The sequence below is a fragment of the Dactylosporangium sp. CA-152071 genome (assembly GCF_050936335.1).
GTDB lineage: Bacteria > Actinomycetota > Actinomycetes > Mycobacteriales > Micromonosporaceae > Dactylosporangium > Dactylosporangium maewongense.
In genome coordinates this window covers 2273477-2296416 of record NZ_JBNJMZ010000001.1, presented here as the reverse complement: position 1 = coordinate 2296416, position 22940 = coordinate 2273477, and the positions used below count along the sequence as shown (strand labels likewise).

The following is a 22940-nucleotide window of genomic DNA, read 5'->3' as shown; positions in this document are numbered from 1 at the left end:
GCCATGTACAGCTGGTACGTCGTCCGCCGCACCTCGATGGTGAACAACAACGACACGGCCACCGACTGGTTCGTCCTCAGCGACCACGCCGACCTGCTGCGCGTCCTGGACACCCTGGACGTCAACCCGAGCTGGACCGATTCCTGCGCGCTGCAGGTGTACCGCGACAGCCGGCTCGACGTCAGCATCGACCTGCTCGCCACGATCTCCGACGACGACGACGAGGGCGACGACGAGGGCGACGACGGGGACGGGGACGGCTTCTGCCCGCCCGACCTCACCGGGATCACGATCCCCGCGCTCGACGGCCCCCCGCTCCCGCCCGGCCACCCCGTCATCCTCGACAGCACCCCACTGCACTACGGCAGCAGCACGTTCTACAACTGACCTCGCCACGGGAAGCCCCTACCGCAAATCCAATAGCCGCTGCCTTCGTGCCGGATGACGTCCCCGTCGGGCCGGCCGACGCAGACCGCGCCGCCGTCCACCCACACCTGCTCACCCTTGCGGAGGAAGACGGGTCCCGGGAGCTCGACGGCCCAGTCGCCGGCGTCGACCCTGTTCACGAGCGTCAACCGGTCCACCGGAGCCGGCGCCGTCCGGATCGGTCCCGCTACCCCGCCACCTGTCCCGAGATCCATGCCACGAGAATATCCACCCGGCCGGGGATTACGGCCGCGTCAGACGGTCGCGAGGGCGTCGACCTCCACGCAGAACGCGGGGTGCACCAGGAGGCTGGCGAACACCTGGCGGATCTGGGCCTCCGGGTCGCCGGGGGCGACGAGCCCGCCGGCGGAATCCAACGGCACCTGGCCGGAGACAGCGACGAACTCACTGGAGAAGTGGACCGCGTGGCTGTAGCCGTTGACCGGGGGCAGCCCGTCCGGGCGGGTGAAGTGTTCCACGCCAGCCCATCCTAGGCCGGGACGGTGGTGGGCAGGTCGGTGGTCATGGTGGTGAGCAGGCGCAGCGCCTGGGCGGACGGGGTGGCGGGCTCGGCGTGGTAGACGAGCAGCTGCTGGCCGGGGGCGCCGTTGACGGTGAAGGTCTCGAACGACAGGGTCAGCTCCCCGACCATCGGGTGCACGAAGCGCTTCGTGCCAGCGGTCTTCGCGGCCACGTCGTGGCGGGCCCACAGGCGGCGGAAGTCCTCGCTCTTCAGGGACAGCTCGCCGACGAGGTCGGTGAGGCGGGGGTCGTCGAGGTCGGCGCCCGCGGTGGCGCGCAGGCTGGCGACGGTCTCAGCGGCGACCTTCGGCCAGTCGGCGTAGATCCGGCGGGTGGCGGGGTCCAGGAAGACGGCGCGGACCTGGTTCTGACCCTTGACCGAGCAGTGGTTGAGGGCCGCGGCGAGGGCGTTGTTCGCGAGGACGTCCAGGTGGCGGCCGACCACCATGGCGGGCGTCTCGGTCCACAGGTCCAGCAGGCGCAGCAGGTGCGCGCTGACCCGCTCCGGCTGGCGCGGCCGGCGCCGCGGGCGGGATGCCGGGCGGGCCAGCTCCCGCAGGTGCGCGATGCCTTCGTCGTTCAGCGTGTACACGCGAGCCAGGGCATCGATCACCTGATCCGACGGGTGCTTCTCGCGGCCCTGCTCGAGCCGCACGTAGTAGTCGGCGCTGACCCCGGCGAGCAGGGCGACCTCCTCCCGGCGCAGGCCGGGGGTGCGGCGGCGGGCCGGCTCGGGCAGGCCGAAGTCCTCGGGCCGGGTCACCTCGCGGCGCGCCCGCAGGAACTCGCCGAGCCGGTTGTCGCTGTGCATCCGTCCAGCGTATGCGGCCCGGACGGCGGTTGCCTGGCCGTGGTACTCCCAGGTAAATCCCGTCCTGGATGGATTGTGCCGAGACGCCGACGGTGGAGGCATGACAAACACCAACAGGGTCGCCGTCGTCACCGGAGCGACCAGCGGCATCGGCGCGGCGACCGCGAAGCGTCTGGCGGACGGCGGCGCGGCCGTCGCGCTCGTCGGGCGGCGGGAGAGCCGCCTCAAGGACCTCGCCGCCGAGATCGGCGGCAGCGCGCTGCCGGTCGCCGCGGACGTCGGCGACCTCGACGCGATGCGGGCCGCCGCGGCCACGATCCGCGAGGCGCTCGGCCCGGTGGACCTCGTCGTCGCCAACGCGGGGGTCATGCTCGCCGCGCCGTTCGAGGCCGCGCAGACCGCCGAGTGGCAGGAGATGATCACGACGAACGTCAGCGGGCTGCTGCACACGGGCCGCGCGTTCATCGACGACCTGCTCGCGGCGGCCGCGGACGGCCGGCCGGCGGACCTCGTGCACGTCGGGTCCGTGGGCGGGCACATGGTCTTCCCGAACTACAGCGTCTACACGGCCACGAAGGCCGCCGTCGCGCACCTCACCCGCAACCTGCGGGCGGAGCTCGGCCCGCGCGGTGTCCGGGTCAAGAACGTCGAACCGGGCTTCGTGCTCACCGAGCTCGGCGACGGCATGCGCGACACCGCCCAGCGCGACCAGCTCGCCCAGTGGCGCGACTCGATCGAGGTGCTCACGCCGGAGGACGTCGCCGACGCGATCGCCTACGCGACGGCCGCACCGGCCCGCGTGAACCTGGCCGAGATCATCGTCGTGCCGACGCAACAAGGCTGAGTGCCGACGCAACAAGGCTGACCGCGGGCTTGACCTTGACCCTGGGGCAGGGTCCGACGATGGGCGGCATGACCGACATGGCGCACATCAGCGAGCGGGTCGCGGCCTTCTGCGACACCACGAACATCCCCGGCTACGTCGCCGGCGTCCACCACTCCGGCGGGCAGCACATCGTCGCGCACGGGGTGGCCAACGCCGCCACCGGCGCGCCGATGCGCGGCGACACCCGGTTCCTCTTCGGCTCCATCACGAAGGTGATGACGACCATGCTCGTGCTGCGGCAGGTCGAGCTCGGCGCCGTCGACCTGGACGCGCCGGTCGTGACGTACCTGCCGGAGTTCACGCTCACCACGCCCGGCGCGGCCGGCCGGATCCTCGTGCGGCACCTGCTGACACACACCAGTGGGATCGACGCCGACCTGTTCTTCCCGGCAGGGTGCGGCCCCGACGCGCTGCGGATCTACCTGGACGGGCTGGGGCGGCAGTGCGGGACCCTGTTCGAGCCGGGCGAGCTCGTCAGCTATTCCAACGGCGGCATGATTGTCGCCGGGCGGATGCTGGAGGTCGTCACCGGGACGCCGTATCACGAGCTGCTGCGGCGGGAGGTGTACGCGACGGCGGGCATGACCGACGCGTGCACGTCCGCGGAGGAGGCGATCCTGCGCGGCACCGCGGTCGGGCACTTCGCCGACCCGGTCACCGGCACGGTGCGGACCACCGGCATGTTCACGCTCCCCGCGACGTGGGCACCGGCCGGCGGCACGCCGATCGGGACCGTCGGGGACCTGCTCGCGCTGGGCCGGGCGCATCTCGCCGGCGGCGGTACACCGGCGATCTCGGCACGCTCGGCGGAGCTGATGCGCACGGTCGCCCACGACCTGGGCACGCCGAACGTGCCGCCGGTCGGGATGGGCTGGCTGGTGCGTGAGCTGGGCGGCACGACCGTGCTGACGATGTCCGGGGCGTCGCCGGGCGGGGTCGCGGTGCTCGCCGTCGCGCCCTCGGAGGGCCTGGTGTTCGCCGCGTACGGCAACGACGCGCGCGCCCTGTCGCTGCACGACGCGCTGCTGTCGTCGCTGCTGCCGGCCGCGCCGGTGGCCCTGAATCCAACAGGCGTTGCATTGTCGCGCTACGTGGGCACCTACCGGTCGGACCAGCTGCGCATCGAGGTCAGCGTCGTGGACGGGCAGCTGGAGGAGCGGATCACCTACGAACCCGCCGACGCCGTGCAGGAGGCCACGTTCACGGGGTTCGTCGGCGGCCCGTTCGTGGTTCCGCCGCTGCGGTACGAACCGGTCGGCGCCGACCTGTTCGCACCCGCCGGCCTGCCGCTCGGCGACCTCGATCTGACGTCGCGCCAGTACCTCGTGTCGTACCACGGCGACGGCCCGGACGGCCCCACCCACCGCTGCTCGGGCGGCCGCATGACCCGCCGCGTCCCGTCCGGGCGCTGACGGCCGGTCGGCGCTGACAGGATGCCGGGCGCTGACGGCCCGGTCCACGCTGACAGGATGCCGGGCACCGACGGCCCGGTCCACGCTGACAGGATGCGGGTGCTGACAGGATGCGGGACATGAGCGACGAACGGCACCTGCTCACCATCGGCCGGCTCGCCGACTACGCGGGCGTGACCATCAAGGCCGTCCGCCACTACCACGCGCGCGGCCTGCTGCCCGAGCCGTCCCGCGACGAGTCCGGGTACCGCCGCTACACCGCCGCCCACGCCATCCAGCTCGTGCAGATCAAGACCCTGGCCGACGCGGGCGTGCCGCTCGCCCGCGTCAAGGAGCTCCTCGCCGCGGCCCCCGCGGATTTCGCCGCGGCGATCGCCGAGATCGACCACGACCTGCGCCGCCAGGCCGAGAAAATCCAACGCAGCCGGGACCGCGTCGCCCAGCTGCGGACCGGCGACCGCCTGTTCGTCAGCGAGGAGGTCGCCGCCTACCTCGACCGGCTGCGCGCGCTCGGGGTGAGCGACCGCGCTGTCCTGCTGGAGCGCGACATCTGGGTGCTGCTGCACGCCGTCTCACCGCGGCCGGCGGACGGCTGGATCACCGACAAGCTCGACGCCCTCGACGACCCCGAGTTCCAGGCGATCTACCTCGCGTACGACGCCGCGTTCGACGCCCCACCCGACGACCCGTCCCTGCCGGCCCTCGCCGCCCGTGCCCGCCGCTGGCACGCCGAGCGGTACCCGTCCGGCGAGCCCTCCACCGGCGCCGACCCGGACATCACCCGCCTCGCCGCCCTCGCCGCCGGCGCGTCGTCACCCGCCTGGACCCGCCTCGCCGAGCTCGCGCGATCGGTGTGAACGGCGGCGAAAGGCGGGTAGCGTCGCCGACGTGCGGGGACCCTATGTGGCGGTGATCGGGGCAGGGCGGGCGACCGGGGAGCAGGAACGCGTCGCCGAGCAGGTCGGGGCGCTGCTCGCCGAGGCGGGCGCGGTGGTCCTCTCCGGCGGGCTGGGCGGGGTCATGCGGGCTTCGTGCCGCGGCGCGCACGAGCGGGGCGGCCTCACCGTCGGCCTCCTCCCCGGCGGGGACCGGAGCGAGGGCAACCAGTTCCTGACCGTGGCCCTGCCGACCGGCATGGGGGAGCTGCGCAACGGGCTCATCGCCAGGACCGCCGACGGGCTCATCGCGGTCGGCGGCGGGTGGGGGACACTGAGTGAGATCGGCTTCGCGATGCGGCTCGGGCGGCCGCTCGTCGCCGTCGGCAGCTGGGCGGTCACCGCTCCCGACGGCGGCCCGACATACCCGGTGATGGGCAGCCCCGACGAGGCCGTCGCCTGGCTGCTCCGGGAGATCGGCCACCCAACAGCGCACTAGCGCCGCGGGAAGCCACCCTGCAGCGCAGTAGCCGCCGCGGGAACCCGTTCAACAGCGCAATAGTCGCTGCCGGCAGCCTCCCGGAGACGCGAAGTGCCCCTTGCCCGCCCTCGCCGTCGTGGATCTGCACCCGGTGGTGTGCCGTGCTCCGTGCCTCGTCACCTGTGCGCTGTGCTGGGCGTGCGTTGTCTGCCGGGGAGTCGAACCCCCGCGCCTGCCCGCGGCGCGCCAGAAGAGGAGCCGAATTGCCCGTCGGCTCTCGGGTCGTGCACGCCTCCACGACGGCTACCTGCTTCGCGTCCAAACCCGGTCAGTCCAGGAGGTCGGCCTCCCAGTTCGTGCGCTGCACGGCGGTGTCGACCTCGCGCAGCTGCCGCGCCACGTCGTCGGCCTCGGCGCGCAGGTCGGCGACCGGCAGCGCGGACAGCATCTTCAGCTCCGAGCGCAGCTGCCGGTAGCCGCGCTGCCCCTCACCCGCGGCGGCGCTGGCCGCGGCCGTCACCACGCTGTGCCGCAGGCGCAGCACGTCCCGCCGGGCGAGGGCGTCGGTGAGCGTGCCGTCGCCGAGCGGCGTGGCGGCGTTGGTGCGGTTGATCCGCCGGATCAGCGACTCGAGCTCGTCGAGGACGGCGCCCGCCTCGGCGAGCAGCGCGGCCGCGTCCTCGGCGGGCGTCTCACCCTCCTGAAACCGGGCGCTGCCCGTGATGCGGGCGCGCAGCTGTTCGACCCGGCGCGCCGCGTCGGCGCGCAGCGCAAGCGCTTCAGCAAGCTTCACGCCCGCCAGTGTCCGCCACGACGATCATGCCCGCACGCCGTTTTCCGGCAACCGGCCCGCCTTGAGCGCGGCGGCGGTCTCCACGGCGCGGCGGGCCTGGTGCCGGGCCGCCTGCAGCACGACGTCGCCGGGCGGGCCGTCGCCGGTCACGTGCGAGGTGCCGTACGGGTTGCCCGACCTGAACTGGATCGGGTCCGTGTAGCCGGGCGGCACGATGATGCCGCCCCAGTGGTAGAACACGTTGGCGAGCGCGAGGAGGGTGGACTCCTGGCCGCCGTGGGCGGTGTTCGACGCGGTGAACGCCGTGTACACCTTCCCGGCGAGCCCGCCGCTGAACCACAACGGCCCGGTGCTGTCGATGAACGCCTTCAGCTGCGCGGACACGTTGCCGAAGCGGGTCGGCGTGCCGACGAGCACCACGTCGGCCCAGTCCAGGTCGTCCAGCGTCGCCCCGGCGACGTCGGCGCTCGCCGAAACGTGCGCGGCCCACGCCGGATTCCCTCCGATGATGGATTCCGGCACGGTCTCCGCGACCTTTCGGAGCCGAACGGTCGCGCCGGCCTTCTCGGCTCCCTCCGCCACGGCCGCCGCGAGGGCGTGCACGGTGCCGGTCGCGCTGTAGTAGACGACGGCGGCATTCACGGGCTGCATGTCGTTGCTCCGTTATCTTTCAGTGCGCTTTGGCGAGCACACGATCGATAGCCCCGCCTTGCGGTGGGACAGTCCCGGTCTTAACGGCGGATGCCGTGCCGGGTTGACGCTTCGCAGCCACCTGCCCGCGTGCGTGGGTCTTCTGGTCGGCTCCACGTCCAGCCACCGAGCCACTCCCGGCGGTGTCGAACTGAGCCGCTAGAGCGGCCAGATTCAGCGCGGCGTTATGGTCGCGGTCGACGACCAGACCGCACGCCTGGCAGACGAATTCACGCTCGTGCAGGGCGAGTTTGGTTTTCACCGCGCCGCAGCCCGAGCAGGTTTTCGAGGATGGATACCAGCGGTCGGCGACCAGCAGCCGGCCGCCGTTCCAGGTGGTCTTGTATGCCAGCTGGCGACGGATTTCGGCGAAGCCGGCGTCGGTGATGTGCCGGGCCAGGCGCCGGTTGGCCAGCATGCCGGTGACGTTGAGGTCTTCGACCACGACGGTGCCGTGCTCACGGGCGAGGCCGGTGGTGAGCTTGTGCAGCCCGTCGCGGCGCAGGTTCGCCACACGTGCGTGCACACGGCCGAGCCGGGTCGCTGCCCGCTGCCATCGTCTCGAGGCGTGCTGGCCGGTGCGCCGGTCCGGGCCGGTCTTGCGCGACAGCGCCCGGCCGAGCGCCCGCATCCGCTGCTGTGCAGCGACAAGGTGGCGCGGATTGTCGACCAGCTCACCGGTGGACAGCACCGCGAGGTGCTTGATGCCGACGTCCACGCCGACCACCGACTTCGGCCGCACCGGTTGCCGTTCGGCGCGCTGAACTTCGACGGTGAACGACGCATGCCAGCATCTACCGTCACGCCGCACGGTCGCCGACATGATCCGCGCGGTCTCGGCCTCGATGCGCCGAGCGAGCTTACGGGCGGACTCGTGCAGCTTCAACCGGCCCAGGCGAGGCAGAACAACGTGCATGCGGTCGGGCTCGATCCGGATCGCGCCGGTGGTGAACCGCACTGACGGTGTGGTGCGGCGGCGCGACTTGAACTTCGGAAACCCGACCCGCCGCCCGGCCCGTTTGCCGGTGCGGGAGTCGGCCCAGTTCTTCAACGCTCCGGCGAGGGCGTCCAGGCCGGTGTTGAACGCTTCCTTGGACACCTCGGGCCACCACGGCGCGACGTCGGGCTTGGCGGCGTTCCACGCCTTGCGCAGCCCGGCCAGGGTCCACGGCAGCGATGGCGTCAGCAGTTCGTCCGGCATGCCGTAGGTGCGTTCCGCGGCGCGCTGGTCCATCATCGCCTTCACCCGGGCCAGTGCCCAGTTGTGTGCGACACGAGCTGCCCCGGCGTGGGCGAGGACGGCGCGTTCCTGAGCCGGGGTGAGATCGAGCGCGAACCGGTACGCCTGGATCGTCTTCATGCCGGGTCCCTGGTCGCAGCCTCGACCGCGCGGCGGGCACGGTTCGCGGCGGCGCGGCGGCCGTACAGCCTGGCGCACAGCGACGTCAGGATCTCGGTGACGTCGCGGACCAAGTCGTCATCGACCTCGGCCGGGTCGACCACCAGCAGGCGGCGGCCCTGCGCGGACAGGGCGGCTTCGACGTATTCCGCGCCGAACCGGGCGAACCGGTCCCGGTGCTCGACCACGATCGTCGACACCTGCGGGTCGTACAGCAGTGCGAGGAACTTCTTGCGGTGCCCATTCAGCGCGGAACCGACCTCGGTTACCACGCGGTCAACGGCGAGGTGCTGCCCGGTGGCCCAGGTAGTGACCCGCGCGACCTGCCGGTCCAGATCGGACTTCTGGTCGGCCGACGACACCCGGGCGTACACCACGGTCTGCCCGGACGTTGAAGCCGAGCCGGTCAGCGGTTCACCAATCATGATCAGGCGCCCAAGCCGGTATGCGGGAACGGGTAGCGTCCCGGTCTCGTAACGCCGGCGCGCGGTCGCGTACGAGATGCCGGTGGCCGCTGCCCATTCCTTGAGGTTCACAATGCAAATTATAGCTAACTAGTGAGCACTATTGACCATTTGTTCGTCGGCAGTTGGCAACCCTTTGTCGTTGGCTGCTCATGTACGACGAAGCCCGCGGCCGACATGTGAGGCTCACAATCCGCGGGGCTGTCTCGTCGACACTGGAGGTGAACGGAAGGGGGCGCATGGAACCGGTGATGACCGAGCGGCGCAGGTTGACGGACCTCGCGTACCGCCTGCTGGGATCGCTCGCGGACGCCGAGGACGTGGTCCAGGAGACCTACGCACGCTGGTACACCCTGAGCGAACACCAACAGGAGTCCATCCAGAACCCGGCGGCGTGGCTCACGACCGTCGCCGGGCGGATCTGCCTGGACCTCCTCGGGTCGGCGCGGGTGCGGCGCGAGCGCTACGTCGGGGAGTGGATTCCCGAGCCGCTGCCCGGCCGTCCACAGTGGATCGGCGGGCGGCCCGACGGCGCCGCGCCCGACCCGGCCGAGCGGGTCACCCTCGACGAGTCGGTCAGCATGGCGTTCCTCGTGGTGCTGGAGGCGATGACGCCCGCGGAGCGGGTCGCGTTCGTGCTGCACGACGTGTTCCAGTACCCGTTCGCGGAGGTCGCCGGGATCGTCGGCCGCAGCCCGGCGGCGTGCCGGCAGCTCGCGTCGTCCGCCCGCCGGCGCATCCGCGAGCACCGCGAGGGCGCACCGCCGGCAGGCGACCGCGCCGGCGTGGTGCGGGCGTTCCGGCGGGCGTGGGAGGCCGCGGACGTCGACGCGCTCATCGGCCTGCTCGACCCGGCGGTCACCGCGACCGGCGACGGCGGCGGCCTCGTCAACGCGGCACCGCGTCCCGTCGTGGGCGCCGTGGAGGTGGCCCGGTTCTTCGCGGTCCGCACCGGGTTCCGGCTCGCCGAACGGACCGTCAACGGCCAGCCCGGCCTGGTCGCCGAGGTCGACGGCGCGGTCGCGGCGGTGCTGGCGTTCGACGTGGCGGGGGACCGGGTCCGGCACATCTGGGCGGTGCTCAACCCCGAGAAGCTCCGGCACTGGACTGCCCGGACGCCGTGAAAGCTTGTACGCCCGGCGTTCACGGGCCCGTCAACCTCCGCCCCGCCCCGCGCCGCCTGACGTTGGCAACGTGCCCGGCATGTCCATGTCTCGATGGTCGGCCGCCGCGATCGCGGCCGGCCTTCTCCTTCCACTGGCGGTGGCCACGCCCGCGGCGGCACACCGCAAGGCGTCCTTCGACATCCAGGCCCACCGCGGCGGCCTCGGCCTGCGCAGCGAGAGCACACTGAGCTCGTTCGGCAACGCGCTGCGGCTCGGCGTCACCACCCTCGAACTCGACATCCAGATCACCGCCGACGGCCAGGCCGTCGTCACCCACGACCGTCGCGTCAGCGGCGCCAAGTGCCTCGACACCGCGCCGGTCGCCGCGGGCGATCCCGTGTTCCCGTACGTCGGGAAATTCATCAAGGACCTGACCCTCGCGCAGGTCCGCACGCTCGACTGCGGCAGCAAGGGCCTGCCCGAGCACCCGGGTCAGCTGCTCACCCCCGGCTCGCGGATGCCGCTGCTGCACGAGGTGTTCGACCTCGTCGCCCGCTACGGCAACGACGACGTCAAGTTCAACCTCGAGACGAAGGTCGAGGCCGGCGCGCCGCAGGAGACCGCGCCGCGCGAGCAGTTCGTCCAGGTCGCCGCGCGCGAGATCCGCGCCGCCGGCCTGCTGCGCCGGGTCACGATCCAGAGCTTCGACTGGGGCGCGCTGCGCCGCTTCCGCGAGGTCGAGCCGCGCCTCGCGCTGGTCGCGCTGACCAACCGCGACTTCCTGCAGACCGGCCAGCCGGGCGCCTCGCCGTGGCTGGGCGGCCTCGACATCGACGACTTCGGCGGCGACCCCATCGCGGCCGTGAAATCCATCGGCGTGACGAGTTTCTCGCCGGTGCACGGTTTCCCGCAGAACGGCAAGGTCACCGACGCCGGCTACCAGCCGTACGTCACGGCGGCGATGGTGCGCCACGCGCACGCCAACGGCATCAAGGTGATCCCGTGGACCGTCGACGACCCGGCCACGATGAACAAGCTCATCGACGACGGGGTCGACGGCATCATCACCGACTACCCGGACCGCCTGCGGACCGTCGCCGCCCAGCGCGGCTTCACGCTGCCGCGCGGTACCAAGTCACCCTTCGACATCCAGGCGCACCGCGGCGGCAAGGCGACCCGGCCGGAGAACACCCTGGCCGCGTTCCGTAACTCGCTGGGCAACGCCGACATCTCCACCCTGGAACTCGACACCGGCGTCACGAAGGACGGCGTGCTCGTCGTCAGCCACGACCGCTCGCTGAACGGCTCCCACTGCCGCGACACCGCGCCGGTCCGTCCGGGTGACCCGCTGTTCCCGTACATCGGCAAGTCGATCCACGACCTCACCCTCGCCCAGGTGAAGACGGTCGACTGCGGCAACGCCTCGGCGCCCGGCGAGCGCATCCCGACGCTCGACGAGCTCTTCGCCGTCGTCAAGTCCAGCGGCCGCGACGACATCCGGCTCAACATCGAGACGAAGATCAGCCCGACCGTCGCCGACACCGAGCCGTATTGGATTTTCACCATCCGTCTCGTCACCGCGATCTCGAAGGCCGGCCTGGACCGCCGGGTCACCATCCAGTCCTTCGACTGGCGGACCATCCAGCTGTCGCGCGCGCTGAACCCGAGGATCGAGACCGTCGCGCTGGTCTGGCAGTACGGCCCCGCCGAGTGCGCCACCCTCGCCGACGAGTGCTCGCTGCAGGCGGTCTACGGCAACCCGTCGGTGAAGAGCCCGTGGACCGGCACGCTCGACTGGTGGAAGTACCGGGACCTGGGCAAACTGGTGAAGGCGAGCGGCGCGTCGACCGTCTCCGCCAACTGGCAGGTCCACGACCCGGCGCAGGGCACCGTCGTGTCCGACGACTGGTACCTGCGGCAGAACCCGGCCTACTTCCACGGCCCGACCGTCGACGTTCTGCACCGCCGGGACGGGCTGAAGGTCGTGCCGTACACCATCGACGACGAGCCGACGATGGACCGTGCCATCGCCCTCGGCGTCGACGGCATCATCTCCGACGACCCCGGGAAGCTGATCACCGTCGCCAGGCGCGCCGGTCTGCGCTGACGACTCCGTTCGCCGCACCCGTCGCCGGTACTGCCGGCGGCGGGTGCACTTTTTCGCCCCGCGGTGGTCTTTGAGCATGTCGCGTCGTGCGCGATCGCGTTGCCGGACCTGCAGTTATTGACAACAAGCTTTCCAGTAGCCCAGGATGCTGAGAGCGCTCTCACGTCCGCCAACGTGTGGCGTCCCGCCAATCGCACCGTCTCCGCTCCTGCTCGAGAAGGGCAACCCTCACCGTGGAGATCCAACAAGAACGCACACCCCGCAGGCTCCGCGGCCGCACCGCGCTGCTCGCCGCCGCCGGCGCAGCCGTGGTGGCCGCCGCATCGATCGCGGTGCTGCCCGACGCCGGCGCGTCGGTGCCACCCACCCCGTCCGGCTGGACCCAGATCTTCGCCGACGACTTCAACGGCGCCGCGAACACCGGTGTCAACACCGGCAACTGGCTCTACGACCTCGGCCACGGGTACCCCGGCGGCGCGGGCAACTGGGGCACCGGCGAGATCGAGAACATGACCAACAGCACCCAGAACGTCTACCTCGACGGTGCCGGCAACCTCGCCATCAGGCCGCTGCGCGACGGGTCAGGCAACTGGACCAGCGGCCGCATCGAGACGCAGCGCACCAACATCGCCGCGCCGGCGGGCGGCAAGCTGCGGGTCGAGGCGCGCATCGCGCAGCCAAACGTCAACACCGCCAACGGCGCCGGCTACTGGCCCGCGTTCTGGATGCTGGGCGCGGCGGCGCGCGGCACCGGCGCGACCGGCTGGCCCGGCATCGGCGAGATCGACATCCTGGAGAACATCAACGGCCGCCCGTCGGTGTTCGGCGCCCTGCACTGCGGCACCAACCCCGGCGGCCCGTGCAACGAGACCACCGGCATCGGCAGCGGCGAGCGCGCCTGCGGCGGCTGCAACGGCGGCTACCACACGTACGCCGTCGAGCAGGACCGCAGCACGTCGCCGGAGCAGATCCGCTGGTACCTGGACGGCAACAACTTCTTCACCATCAACGCCAACCAGGTCGACGCGACCACCTGGAACAACGCGACCCACCATGGCTTCTTCATCATCCTCAACGTGGCGATCGGCGGCGGCTTCCCGGCCGCGTTCGGCGGCGGTCCCTACGCCTCCACCGTGTCCGGCGCCCCGATGATGGTCGACTACGTCGCGGCGTACACGGCCGGTGGCGGCGGTGGCGGTGGCACCACGCCGCCCCCGACCAGCGGTAAGGCCGTGAAGGGCCCCGGCGGCCTCTGCCTGGACGTCCGCTCCTCCAACAGCGCCAACGGCACGCCTGTCCAGCTCTGGGGCTGCAACGGCACCGGCGCGCAGCAGTGGACCTACGTCGAGGCGGGCAGCACCCTCCGCGCCTTCGGCAAGTGCCTGGACATCCCGGGCGGCTCCACCGCCAACGGCGCCAAGCTCCAGATCTGGGACTGCAACAGCACGGGCGCCCAGGTCTTCATCCACCGCGCCGACAACACGTACTACAACCCGGCGTCCAACAAGTGCCTCGACGACCCGAACGGCTCGACGACCCAGGGCATCCAGATGCAGATCTGGGACTGCAACGGCAGCGGCGCCCAGAAGTTCAGCCTGCCGCAGTAACACCCGTACGACGACACACCCTTGGGCCGGCCCTGCCACAGGCGCCGGCCCAAGGCCGTTCTTCAGGGCGTCCCACGTCGACAGCTACCCGAGCCGGACACCCGCACACGCCACGGCACTCCGACCGTCCTCGCCGCTGTGCCCCTCCGGCGGCATCACCGCGAGCCCATGCCGGACCTTCCGGCACCACCCGACGCCGACGACGGCCCGCCCGTGCTGGACCTCCAGGCCCCAGCCACCCAGCACCACCGTGCGCACCGGTGCCGAATCCCCCAGGCCCCAGCCACCGGCGTCACCACGAGCGCCCATGCCGGACCTTGCGGCGCCACCGACCGCGGCCCGCCCCGCCACGCTGTCCGCGGTGCCGCCGCGGCCTGCCCACCGCGCTGCCCTCGGTGCCGCCGCGGCCGCACAGCTCCCGGCAGGGCGCCCCGACATCCTCGCCGCACTGCCTCGGTGCCGCGCCGTCCCGACCAGGACGGTCCCGCACCGTTCAACCAGGGCGGTCCCGCGCCGCCTCGACCAGGGCGGTTCCCGTGCCGCCTTGACCAGGTGGTTCTCGTGCCGCCTAAACCAGGCGGTCCCGCGCCAAGGGGTGCCCCGTCGTAGCAGCCGCGCTGCCACGAGCCGAGCCATCCGGTCACCGCTGTCCCGGCCTCCAACAGCGGCCCCTTCTGACGGCGCGCCCGGCTATTGCCGACACTGACCGCGTGAGGTCGGCGCGAGCGCTCGGCCCGATACCTGCGGTCTGTCAGGGCGCAGGTGGGAAATCGACGGTGATGTGGAGACCTCCTTCCGGCCCGGGGCACGCGGCGAGCGAAGCGTGATGCGCCTGCGCGATGGCGGCGACGATGGCCAGCCCGAGCCCGTGGCCATCCGTGTCGTCGGTGCGGTCGGTGCCGTGGCGCTGGAACGGCTGGAACAGTCGCCCGATCTCTGGGGCGGGGATCGGCGGCCCGGTGTTGCCGACGGTCAGTCGTCCCGTGGGGGACGTGGCGACCTCGACGGTCCCATCCGGGACGTTGTGCCGCAGCGCGTTGCCGACCAGGTTCGTCACGAGGCTCGCGGCCAGGCGCGGGTCGCCGAGCACCGGCGCGGCGGCGAGCACGGTGTGGACGCGCACGCCGCGCCGCTCGGCCTCCGCCCCATGGTCGAGGACGACGGTCCGCGTCACTTCGGCGAGGTCGAACCGCTCCCAGCGGTCGATCGGCTGATAGCCCGTCGCCAGAGTGAGCAGCGCGTCGATCAGGTGCTCCTGCTGCTCGCCGAGCTCCAGCAGCTCGTGGCAGGCCGATCGGAGCGTCTCGTCGGTGGCGTGCGGGTCGGTGAGCGTCAGTTGCAGCATGGTCCGCTGCACGGTGAGCGGCGTGCGCAGCTCGTGGGACGCGTTGGCGATGAACTGCCGCTGTGCCGTGAACGACGCGTGCAGCCGTCGCAGCAGATCGTCGAGCGTGTCGGCGAGCTCCGCGAACTCCTGGTACGCGGCGGGCACGCGCAGCCGCGCGGCGAGGGTGTCCGCGGACATCGCCCGGGCCGAAGACGTGATCAGCTGGAGGGGGCGCACCGCCCGCCCGGCGATCCACCAGCCCAGCACGACGGACAGCGCGGCGATGAAAACCAGCGCGACGGCGGAGTAGCGCAGCAGCTCACCGAGGTTGCTGGTGGCCTGGGCGCCGCTGCTTCCGTCGACGGGGGTGGTGTGGCCGGTGCTGATCAGCGGCAGGTTGACGAACGCCAGCAGCAGCACGCCGCAGCCGAAGGCGAACGCCGCGTGCAGCAGCGCGAGCCGGGTGCGCAACCGGCGACGCGGCGCTGGGCCGGTCATCGCTCGCCGATCCGATAGCCGCCCTCGCGGACGGTGTGGATGGCGGGTGGCTGGCCGAGCTTGCCGCGCAGCCGGGCGATCGTCGTCTTCACGGTGGTGGTGAACGGGTCGGTCGCGTCGTCCCAGACCCGCTCGAGAAGCTCCTCGGCGGACACGACGCGGCCGCCGGCGGCCAGCAGATGCGACAGCACCGCGAACTCCTTCGGGCTGAGATCCAGCCGCCGGCCGGCCCGCGACGCGACCCGCCGGTTGGGGTCGAGAGTCAGGTCACCGTTGTCCAGCACCGGAGGCAGCGCCGGTGTACTTCGGCGGCCCAAGGCCCGGACGCGCGCGACCAGCTCGGCGAAGTCGAACGGCTTGGGCAGATAGTCGTCGGCGCCCAGGCCGAGCCCTTCGACCCGGTCGCGGACGGTGCCGGCCGCGGTGAGCATGAGCACGCGGGTGCCCGCCCCGCCGGCCACCGTGCGCCGGCACACCTCGTCGCCGTGCAGGCCGGGCAGGTCGCGGTCCAGGACCATGACGTCATAACGGGTGGCGGCCAGCTGCTCCAGCGCGGCGTGACCGTCGAGGGCGGTGTCGACGGCCATCGCCTCGCGGCGCAGACCGGACGCGATCAACGCGCTCAGCGTCCGATGATCCTCGACCACCAGCACTCGCATGACCACACCTCCATGCAGCAAGAGCGACGCCGACCACGATGCCACGCGGGAGGTGACAGCCCGGTGACAGCGATCGACACCGTCCTGTCACCCCCGCCGGCGTACAACCGAAGCCATGACACAAGTCACCAGGCTGCTGCGGTCGGAATGGACCAAGTTCCGCACCGTGCCCGGCTGGGTGCGCGCCGCCGCGGCCGCCGCCCTGATGATCGTGCTGTTCCCGCTCACTGGCCTGGCCGGCGGGGCGCCCGAGCAGCGCACGACGGTGCCCATCGGGCCGCACGGCGAACCCGTCAGCGACGCCTACTTCTTCGTGCACCGACCGCTGGCCGGCGACGGCAGCGTCACCGTCGCGGTCACCGCCCCGTCCTCCACCAGCCCATGGGCGAAGGCAGGACTGATCGTCAGCGCGGGAGCCGAGCCCGGCGCCCGCTATGCGGCCATCATGATGACGGCTGCTCATGGTGTACGGATGCAGCACGACTACCTGCATGACCGCGCTGCTGCGGCAGGCGGCTGGCTGCGTCTGACCCGAGCCGGCGACACGGTCACCGGTGAGGTCTCCGCTGACGGCGCGAGCTGGAGCGAGGTCGACTCGGTGCGGCTGGCGGGACTGTCCGGCACCGTGCAGGTGGGCCTGTTCGTGGCCTGCCCGCCACTGGTCGACGGCATCGGCACCGCCGGCAACACGGCCACCGCCACGTTCAGCGACCTTCAACTGACGGGCGCCTGGTGGCCTGCCGTCGACTGGACCGGTGACCAGCGAGGAGCGGGCACGGCCACGTTCGCGGGTTATCCGTCCGGCACGTCCGGCGGGTTCACCGCGTCCGGCGACGGCTTCACCGTGACCGGCGCCGGCGACCTCGGCCCGGCGCCCCGCAACGAGGTGCCCGTCGGTGCCACCGCAGCCGATCTGCTCTTCGGCACGTTCCCGGCGCTGGTCGTCATCGTCGTGGTGGCCACCCAGATGATCACGACCGAGTTCCGGACCAGGCTGATCCGCACCACCTTCAGCGCGAGCCCACACCGGGTGCGTCTGCTGGCGGCCAAGGCGGCCGTGCTCGCCGGCGTCACGTTCACCGCCTGCCTCGCCGCGACGGTCATCGCGGTGCCACTGTGGCTGCGGGTGGTCCGCGGCCTCGGTCTCACAGTGTTCCCGGCAACGGACGGCACCCTGCTGCGGGCCGAGGCCGGCACCGCCGCGCTGCTCGCCGTCACCGCCGTCTTCGCGCTCGCCGTCGGCACGGTCGTGCGGCGCGGCGCCACCGCGGTGACCGCCGTCGTGGTCGCCACCGTGTTGCCCCACCTGCTGGCGCGGACGCCGTTCCTGCCGCCACCCATGGCCGAGTGGCTGGCGACGTTCACCCCGGCGGCGGCCATGGCCGTCCAGCAGACCCTGACCCGCTACCCCCAGGTCGACAGCGTGTACACCCCCGCCACCGGCTACTACCCGCTGTCCCCGTGGGCCGGCCTCGCTGTCCTGTGCACGTACACGGCGCTGACCTTCGCCTTAGCCGTCGTCCTCCTGCGCAGGAGAGACGCATGAGACGCCGCCGTAGGAGAGAGGCATGGGCGCCGCCGTAGGAGTGACGTATGAGGTGTCGCCGTAGACCGTTGCTGTGAGATGGGTGTCTTCGCGTCAGACGGCTCCGGCCGCGTGCAGGTCGGCGATCTCCTCCTGTGTGTAGCCGAGCTCGGTGAGCACCTCTTCCGTGTCGGCGCCCTTGGAACGGCCGGTGAAGCGGATGCGTCCGGGTGTGTGCGACATCCGCCACATGACGTTGTGCATGAGCATCGGGCCGAGCTCGGGGTCCTTGACCTGCGTGATCATCTCGGTCTCGCGCATGTGTGGGTCGTGGGCGATGTCGGCGGCGGAGTAAACAGCGGCGAGCGCGGCACCGGCCTGTTCGAAGGCCGCGAGGACCTCGTCGCGGTTGTACTTGCGGACCCAGGTGCCGACGTATTCGTCCAGTTCGTCGGCGTGTTCGGCGCGGGTGTGCCCGGCTGCGAACCACGGCTCGTCGACGACCTCCGGGTGGCCGACGAGGTGCATGACCCGCTCGGCGATCGCCTGTGCGGACGTCGAGACGGCCACCCAGTGGTCGTCCTTCGTGAGGTAGGTGTTGCGGGGGGCGTTGTTCGTCGAGCGGTTGCCGTGCCGTTGTTCGACGACGCCGAGCTGGTCGTAGACAGTGACACCGGGGCCGACCGCGGTGAGGATCGGCTCGATGAGGCTGAGGTCGATGACCTGGCCCGCGCCGTTGCGTGCGTCCCGGTGGTAGAGGGCCATGACGGCCGCGGAGGAGGCGGCGATGCCCGCGATGCTGTCGGCCAGGCCGAAGGCGGGCAGCATCGGGGGGCCGTCGGCCTCACCGGTGAGGTGGGCGAAGCCGCTCATCGCCTCCGCCAGGGTCCCGAAGCCGGGACGTGAGGCGTAGGGACCGTTCTGGCCGAAGCCGGTGATCCGCACGATGATGAGTCCGGGGTTGAGGGCGTGCAACGCCTCGGGCGACAGCCCCCAGCGTTCAAGCGTCCCCGGACGGAAGTTCTCGACGAGCACGTCCGACTCGCAGACGAGTCGTTTGAGCACCTCAGCCCCGGCGGGCACCTTCAGGTTCAACGTGACGGCCCGCTTGTTGCGGGACACTTCCTTCCACCACAGCGGGACCCCGTCCTTGGACGGTCCGTGACCTCGTAGCGCGTCGCCCTTGGTCGGATGTTCCAGCTTGATGACCTCGGCTCCGTAGTCGCCGAGGATCTGGCAGCACAGCGGGCCTGCCAGGATCGTGGACGCGTCGATGACCCTGACGCCACGCAACGAATCCTGAGACATGTCCCTCCTTGGTTCCGATCAGTGGAACATCGTTCCGAACCCAAGCTAGGTTCGATGTCGCCCGGAGTCAATCGCCCGAGTTTCACGGGTTGCCTGCGGATCGCCGGACGGGCAACGCTGGCGCGGGCGCCGTACCGCGAAAGAGATGCTTTCCGCAGAGCGCAATGGTGTTCCGCTCTGCGGGTTTCTCGGCTAGTCTCCGTGACTACATCAGCGGGACCGGAGGTGAAGGGCGCCTTCAATGCCCGACCGGAAACGGAGGACAGGGTTCACGTGCCGGATGACGTGTTGATCGAAGCCGTGGCGCAGGGCGTGCGCGTCTTCGACCTGGGGCGGGTCCTCTTCGTGGGGATGCCCCAGTCTCCCAACCACCCCCACTACTGGCACGCGTTGCCGCGCCGGCACGGCGACATGGTGCGGGCGGACGGCGGCTCGGCCTCGAACGACATCATCACCATGGGCACGCACGTCGGGACGCACATCGACGCCCTCTCCCACGTGTCGCAGGACGGTCGCCTCTTCGACGGCTCGGACGCCTATGAGGCTTCCTCAGGCGGTCGCTTCATCGAGCTCGGGGCGCACACCATCCCCGCCATGGTGCGTCGTGGCGTCCTCCTCGACGTGCCGGCGGCTCTCGGAACCCCTGAGGGATGTCCTCCCGGCTACGAGATCACGCCCGACGACCTCGAGGTCACCCTCGAACGTCAGGGCGGGTCCATCGCGGCCGGCGACGTGGTCCTGATCCGCAGCGGCTGGGGCAGGCACTTCGACAACCCCGACCGCTCGGTCTTCATCGGCGGCGAATCCGGCGTTCCCGGTGTCGGCGAGGCCGGCGCGCGCTGGCTCGCGGATCGGGGCGTCGTCGCCGCGGGCGCCGACACCATCGCCTTCGAGTGCCTCCCTCCGGGCGCGGGACACAGTGTGCTGCCTGCTCACCGTGTACTGCTCGTCAACGCCGGCATCTACATCATGGAAACCCTCGACCTCGAGGAGCTCGCTGCCCAGCGCGTGCACGAGTTCGTCTTCGTCGCCTCGCCGCTCAAGTTCTACGGCGCGACCGGATCGCCGGTCCGTCCCCTGGCGGTGACGAGCGGTGCATGACGCGACCCTCGCCCAGGCGATCGCGCGGTTCGCCGCCCGGGCCCGCTACGAGGACCTGCCCCCAGCGGTCACGGCCAGCGTGCGGCAGCGGGTCCTGGACACGCTCGGCATCTGCATCGCGGCGCAGAGCCTCGACAGCAGCCAGGCAGTCATCGACTACGTCGCCGAGCAGGGCGGTGCCCCCCAGGCGCGCGCGATCGGAGTGCCGCACCGGGTCCCCGCCGCGCTCGCCGCCTTCGGCAACGGGGTGCTCGCCCACTCCCTCGACTATGACGACACGCACCTGCCTTCGGTGCTCCATCCGAGCGCGACCATCGTGCCCAGCGTGCTCGCCGCCGCCGAGCGCGCGGGCACCGACGGTCGCACGGCGGTCACGGCGATCGCCGTGGGTCTCGAGGTCTGCGTCCGTATCGGCATGGCCGGCTACGACCGGCAGGCCGGCAACTCGGTGTTCTTCGAGCACGGGCAGCACGCGACCTCGATCTGCGGCGCCCTCGGTGCCGCGGTGGCCGTGGGGGTCGTGCTCGGCCAGGACGAGGCGCAGCTGACGAGCTCCCTCGGCGTCGCGGCGTCCATGGCCGCCGGCATCATCGAGGCCAACCGGACCGGTGGCAACGTCAAGCGGCTGCACTGTGGCTGGGCCGCGCACTCCGCCGTGACGGCGGCCGACCTCGTCAGCCGGGGCATCACGGGTCCGCCGACTGTGCTCGAAGGGCGTTTCGGGTTCTTCGAGGCGTTCCTGCGCGGCGAGTTCGACCCTGCCGCCATCCTTGATGGCCTGGGAACCGAGTGGGAGGTGCCCAGGATCTTCTTCAAGCCGTACCCCGCCAACCACTTCACCCACGCCGCCATCGACGCCGCCACCGCGCTGCGGCGCAGGGGCGTGGACCACCGTGCGGTGCGCAGCCTCACCCTCGGCGTCCCGGCGCCCGTCATCAGGACGATCGGCGAGCCGATCGACGGCAAGCGCCGCCCGGCCACGGGCTATCAGGCCCAGTTCTCCGGCCCGTACGCCGTCGCCGTCGGCCTGCTCGGCGGGGGAGGCGGCCTCGGGGTCGGCCTCGACGACTACACCGACGAACTCGCGGCCGCCCCCATGCGCCGGGAGATCATGGACAAGGTCAGCGTCGTCGCCGACGACGAGTGCACCCGGATCTTCCCGGAGCAGTTCCCCGCGGTCCTCACCGCCGAGCTCGCCGACGGCTCGGCCGTGACCGAGCGGGTCCTCGTCAACCGCGGAGGTCCGCAGCACCCGCTCTCCGACGACGAGGTCGAGCTCAAGTTCCGTGACAACGCGGGGCGGCACCTCCCCGAGACAGCGGTGGCGCTGATCGCGGCGCGCGTGCTGGCTTTCGACGAACTGAACGACGTCGGCGTCGCCCTCTCCGCCCTCGACGACGTGGCGGCCATCGAGTACTCCGTCACCACTACCGCGCAGGAAGGCGACCTATGAACTACGACCTCATCGTCCGCGACGTTCGCCTCGTCACCCATGAGTCGCCCCAGACCGTGCTCACCGACATCGCTGTGACGGACGGGCGGGTGGCCGCCATCGGCCACCTCGGCGACGCCACCGCCACGACGACGGTCGACGGTGGCGGCAAGCTCGCGCTGCCCGGCGTCGTCGACGCCCACCAGCACTGGGGCATCTACAACCCGCTCGAGATCGACACGGAGACCGAGTCGAAGGCGGCGGCCCAGGGCGGTGTGACGACAGGCCTCAACTACATGCGCACCGGGCAGTACTACCTCAACAAGGGCGGCGCGTACCGTGACGTGTTCCCCGAGGTGCTCGAGCGCAGCCAGGGCCGGGCGTACATCGACTACGCCTTCCACCTCGCGCCGATGTCCAAGGAGCAGATCGGCGAGATTCCCGAGCTCATCAAGGAGCACGGCGTCACGTCGTTCAAGATCTTCATGTTCTACGGTGGCCACGGCCTGCACGGCCGGTCCGCGGATCAGAGCTCGTTCCTCATGACCCCCGAGGGCGAGCGCTACGACCTCGCGCACTTCGAGTTCGTCATGCGCGGCATCCAGGCGGCCCGGGAGGCCGAGCCGCAGATCGCGGACTCCATCTCCCTCAGCATGCACTGCGAGACCGCCGAGATCATGTCGGCGTACACCGCCATGGTCGAGCAGGAGGGGCGGCTCACCGGGCTCGAGGCGTACTCCGCCTCCCGGCCTCCGCACTCCGAGGGCCTGGCCATCTCCATCGCCTCCTACCTCGCCCACGAGACGCGGCTGGCGAACATCAACCTGCTGCACCTGAGCGGACGCAAGGCCGTCGAGGCGGCCCTGCTCATGGCGAGAACCTTCCCGTACATCAACTTCCGCCGCGAGGTCACCATCGGCCACCTCATCGCCGACTACCACAGCGCGTCGGGGATCGGCGGCAAGGTCAACCCCCCGCTCCGCTCGCGTGACGATGTCGAGGGGCTGTGGGAGCACGTCCTGGCCGGCGAGATCGACTGGGTCGTCAGCGACCACGCGTGCTGCCGCGACGAGATGAAGTTCGGCGAGGAGCGCGACGACGTCTTCGTGGCCAAGTCCGGCTTCGGCGGAGCGGAGTACCTCCTGCCGGCGCTCATCACCGAAGGTCGCAAGCGGGGGCTCGGCCTGGACCGGATCGCCGCCCTGACCGCGTGGAACCCGGCACAGCGCTACGGGCTCTCCGGTCGCAAGGGTGTCGTCAAGGTGGGGTACGACGCCGACTTCTGTCTCGTCGACGACTCGCGGTCGTGGGTCGTGCGCGCCGAGGACTCCCTCTCGACGCAGGAGTACACGCCGTTCGAGGGGTTCGAGCTGTCCGCCGCCGTGACCGACACGTTCGTGCGCGGCCACCACGTCCTGGCCGATGGGGTGATCCAGGGTGAGCCCCGCGGTCAGTACCAGCGGCGTCCGTTGACCACCGAGTAAGGCAGCCAGCGACAACCGGCCGCCGAC

At 71.5% G+C, this 22940-nt stretch carries 23 protein-coding genes; 12 read left to right on the top strand and 11 right to left on the bottom strand.

Going from position 1 to position 22940, the window contains the following annotated elements; genetic code table 11:
* Window positions 1-3: 3 nt before the first annotated feature.
* On the top strand, window positions 4-387 hold the full coding sequence (locus ACQEVZ_RS10050) for a hypothetical protein (protein WP_433364393.1): 384 nt from the start codon (window positions 4-6) through the stop codon (window positions 385-387).
* On the opposite strand, the gene ACQEVZ_RS10045 is transcribed toward ACQEVZ_RS10050, so the two are convergent.
* The 3 genes from ACQEVZ_RS10045 to ACQEVZ_RS10035 are packed head-to-tail and all read right to left on the bottom strand — an operon-like array spanning window position 378 to window position 1759.
* Window positions 378-641: a hypothetical protein gene (locus ACQEVZ_RS10045; protein WP_433364390.1), complete on the bottom strand. Its 264-nt coding sequence runs from the start codon at window positions 639-641 to the stop codon at window positions 378-380. The two genes, ACQEVZ_RS10050 and ACQEVZ_RS10045, sit on opposite strands and share 10 nt — an antisense overlap.
* Before the next feature lie 39 nt (window positions 642-680).
* Entirely contained in the window at window positions 681-905 is a 225-nt protein-coding gene (locus ACQEVZ_RS10040; protein ID WP_433364387.1) for a Rid family hydrolase, read from the bottom strand.
* Between the two features lie 11 nt (window positions 906-916).
* Window positions 917-1759, bottom strand: coding sequence for a helix-turn-helix transcriptional regulator (locus tag ACQEVZ_RS10035; RefSeq protein WP_344509734.1), 843 nt, complete (start codon window positions 1757-1759; stop codon window positions 917-919).
* Between the two features lie 100 nt (window positions 1760-1859).
* On the opposite strand from ACQEVZ_RS10035, the gene ACQEVZ_RS10030 reads away from it, so the two are divergent.
* The 4 genes from ACQEVZ_RS10030 (at window position 1860) to ACQEVZ_RS10015 (ending at window position 5431) form a co-directional block, all read left to right on the top strand.
* Window positions 1860-2603, top strand: coding sequence for an SDR family oxidoreductase (locus tag ACQEVZ_RS10030; RefSeq protein WP_433364382.1), 744 nt, complete (start codon window positions 1860-1862; stop codon window positions 2601-2603).
* Window positions 2604-2671: 68 nt separating this feature from the next.
* Entirely contained in the window at window positions 2672-4057 is a 1386-nt protein-coding gene (locus ACQEVZ_RS10025) for a serine hydrolase domain-containing protein (protein ID WP_433364379.1), read from the top strand.
* A gap of 119 nt (window positions 4058-4176) precedes the next feature.
* Window positions 4177-4914 carry a MerR family transcriptional regulator gene (locus tag ACQEVZ_RS10020; RefSeq protein ID WP_433364376.1) on the top strand — a complete coding sequence of 246 codons (738 nt, stop codon included), beginning with the start codon at window positions 4177-4179 and terminating at the stop codon, window positions 4912-4914.
* 31 nt (window positions 4915-4945) lie between these two features.
* On the top strand, window positions 4946-5431 hold the full coding sequence (locus ACQEVZ_RS10015) for a TIGR00725 family protein (protein ID WP_433364373.1): 486 nt from the start codon (window positions 4946-4948) through the stop codon (window positions 5429-5431).
* Window positions 5432-5741: 310 nt separating this feature from the next.
* Here the strand turns inward: ACQEVZ_RS10015 and ACQEVZ_RS10010 are convergent, their stop codons facing one another.
* The 4 genes from ACQEVZ_RS10010 to ACQEVZ_RS09995 are packed head-to-tail and all read right to left on the bottom strand — an operon-like array spanning window position 5742 to window position 8831.
* The gene (locus ACQEVZ_RS10010; protein ID WP_433364370.1) at window positions 5742-6206 is read right to left on the bottom strand and encodes a DIP1984 family protein; all 465 of its coding nucleotides are present in this window, start codon (window positions 6204-6206) and stop codon (window positions 5742-5744) included.
* Between the two features lie 24 nt (window positions 6207-6230).
* On the bottom strand, window positions 6231-6857 hold the full coding sequence (wrbA, locus tag ACQEVZ_RS10005; RefSeq protein WP_354891811.1) for an NAD(P)H:quinone oxidoreductase: 627 nt from the start codon (window positions 6855-6857) through the stop codon (window positions 6231-6233).
* Between the two features lie 19 nt (window positions 6858-6876).
* A complete protein-coding gene (tnpB, locus tag ACQEVZ_RS10000) occupies window positions 6877-8256 on the bottom strand; it encodes an IS607 family element RNA-guided endonuclease TnpB (RefSeq protein ID WP_433363918.1) in 1380 nt (459 codons plus the stop codon).
* On the bottom strand, window positions 8253-8831 hold the full coding sequence (locus ACQEVZ_RS09995; protein WP_433363915.1) for an IS607 family transposase: 579 nt from the start codon (window positions 8829-8831) through the stop codon (window positions 8253-8255). Before ACQEVZ_RS09995 ends, tnpB begins: the two co-directional genes overlap by 4 nt.
* Before the next feature lie 179 nt (window positions 8832-9010).
* Between ACQEVZ_RS09995 and sigJ the strand changes: the two genes are divergently transcribed.
* The 3 genes from sigJ (at window position 9011) to ACQEVZ_RS09980 (ending at window position 13579) form a co-directional block, all read left to right on the top strand.
* On the top strand, window positions 9011-9883 hold the full coding sequence (gene sigJ, locus ACQEVZ_RS09990) for an RNA polymerase sigma factor SigJ (RefSeq protein WP_344510789.1): 873 nt from the start codon (window positions 9011-9013) through the stop codon (window positions 9881-9883).
* A gap of 79 nt (window positions 9884-9962) precedes the next feature.
* Window positions 9963-11972 (top strand): glycerophosphodiester phosphodiesterase family protein, encoded by a 2010-nt coding sequence (locus tag ACQEVZ_RS09985; protein WP_433364366.1) that lies wholly within the window; start codon window positions 9963-9965, stop codon window positions 11970-11972.
* Window positions 11973-12205: 233 nt separating this feature from the next.
* Complete coding sequence (locus ACQEVZ_RS09980) at window positions 12206-13579, top strand: ricin-type beta-trefoil lectin domain protein (RefSeq protein ID WP_433364363.1); 1374 nt, start codon at window positions 12206-12208, stop codon at window positions 13577-13579.
* An 84-nt stretch (window positions 13580-13663) separates the two neighbouring features.
* Here the strand turns inward: ACQEVZ_RS09980 and ACQEVZ_RS09975 are convergent, their stop codons facing one another.
* The 3 genes from ACQEVZ_RS09975 to ACQEVZ_RS09965 all read right to left on the bottom strand — a co-directional run bounded on the left by ACQEVZ_RS09975 (window position 13664) and on the right by ACQEVZ_RS09965 (window position 16063).
* Window positions 13664-13888 carry a hypothetical protein gene (locus ACQEVZ_RS09975; protein WP_433364360.1) on the bottom strand — a complete coding sequence of 75 codons (225 nt, stop codon included), beginning with the start codon at window positions 13886-13888 and terminating at the stop codon, window positions 13664-13666.
* Window positions 13889-14330: 442 nt separating this feature from the next.
* Window positions 14331-15404: a sensor histidine kinase gene (locus ACQEVZ_RS09970; RefSeq protein WP_433364357.1), complete on the bottom strand. Its 1074-nt coding sequence runs from the start codon at window positions 15402-15404 to the stop codon at window positions 14331-14333.
* On the bottom strand, window positions 15401-16063 hold the full coding sequence (locus tag ACQEVZ_RS09965) for a response regulator transcription factor (protein ID WP_433364354.1): 663 nt from the start codon (window positions 16061-16063) through the stop codon (window positions 15401-15403). Before ACQEVZ_RS09965 ends, ACQEVZ_RS09970 begins: the two co-directional genes overlap by 4 nt.
* 115 nt (window positions 16064-16178) lie before the next feature.
* On the opposite strand from ACQEVZ_RS09965, the gene ACQEVZ_RS09960 reads away from it, so the two are divergent.
* Window positions 16179-17609, top strand: a complete 1431-nt coding sequence (locus ACQEVZ_RS09960; RefSeq protein WP_433364351.1) for an ABC transporter permease subunit — start codon at window positions 16179-16181, stop codon at window positions 17607-17609.
* Window positions 17610-17702: 93 nt separating this feature from the next.
* On the opposite strand, the gene ACQEVZ_RS09955 is transcribed toward ACQEVZ_RS09960, so the two are convergent.
* Window positions 17703-18896 carry a CaiB/BaiF CoA transferase family protein gene (locus ACQEVZ_RS09955; protein ID WP_433364348.1) on the bottom strand — a complete coding sequence of 398 codons (1194 nt, stop codon included), beginning with the start codon at window positions 18894-18896 and terminating at the stop codon, window positions 17703-17705.
* 225 nt (window positions 18897-19121) lie between these two features.
* Between ACQEVZ_RS09955 and ACQEVZ_RS09950 the strand changes: the two genes are divergently transcribed.
* The 3 genes from ACQEVZ_RS09950 to ACQEVZ_RS09940 are packed head-to-tail and all read left to right on the top strand — an operon-like array spanning window position 19122 to window position 22913.
* Entirely contained in the window at window positions 19122-19997 is an 876-nt protein-coding gene (locus ACQEVZ_RS09950; RefSeq protein ID WP_433364345.1) for a cyclase family protein, read from the top strand.
* Entirely contained in the window at window positions 19990-21450 is a 1461-nt protein-coding gene (locus ACQEVZ_RS09945; protein WP_433364342.1) for an MmgE/PrpD family protein, read from the top strand. The genes ACQEVZ_RS09950 and ACQEVZ_RS09945 overlap by 8 nt, the downstream gene beginning before the upstream one ends.
* On the top strand, window positions 21447-22913 hold the full coding sequence (locus tag ACQEVZ_RS09940; RefSeq protein WP_433364339.1) for a dihydroorotase: 1467 nt from the start codon (window positions 21447-21449) through the stop codon (window positions 22911-22913). The genes ACQEVZ_RS09945 and ACQEVZ_RS09940 overlap by 4 nt, the downstream gene beginning before the upstream one ends.
* Window positions 22914-22940: the final 27 nt, after the last annotated feature.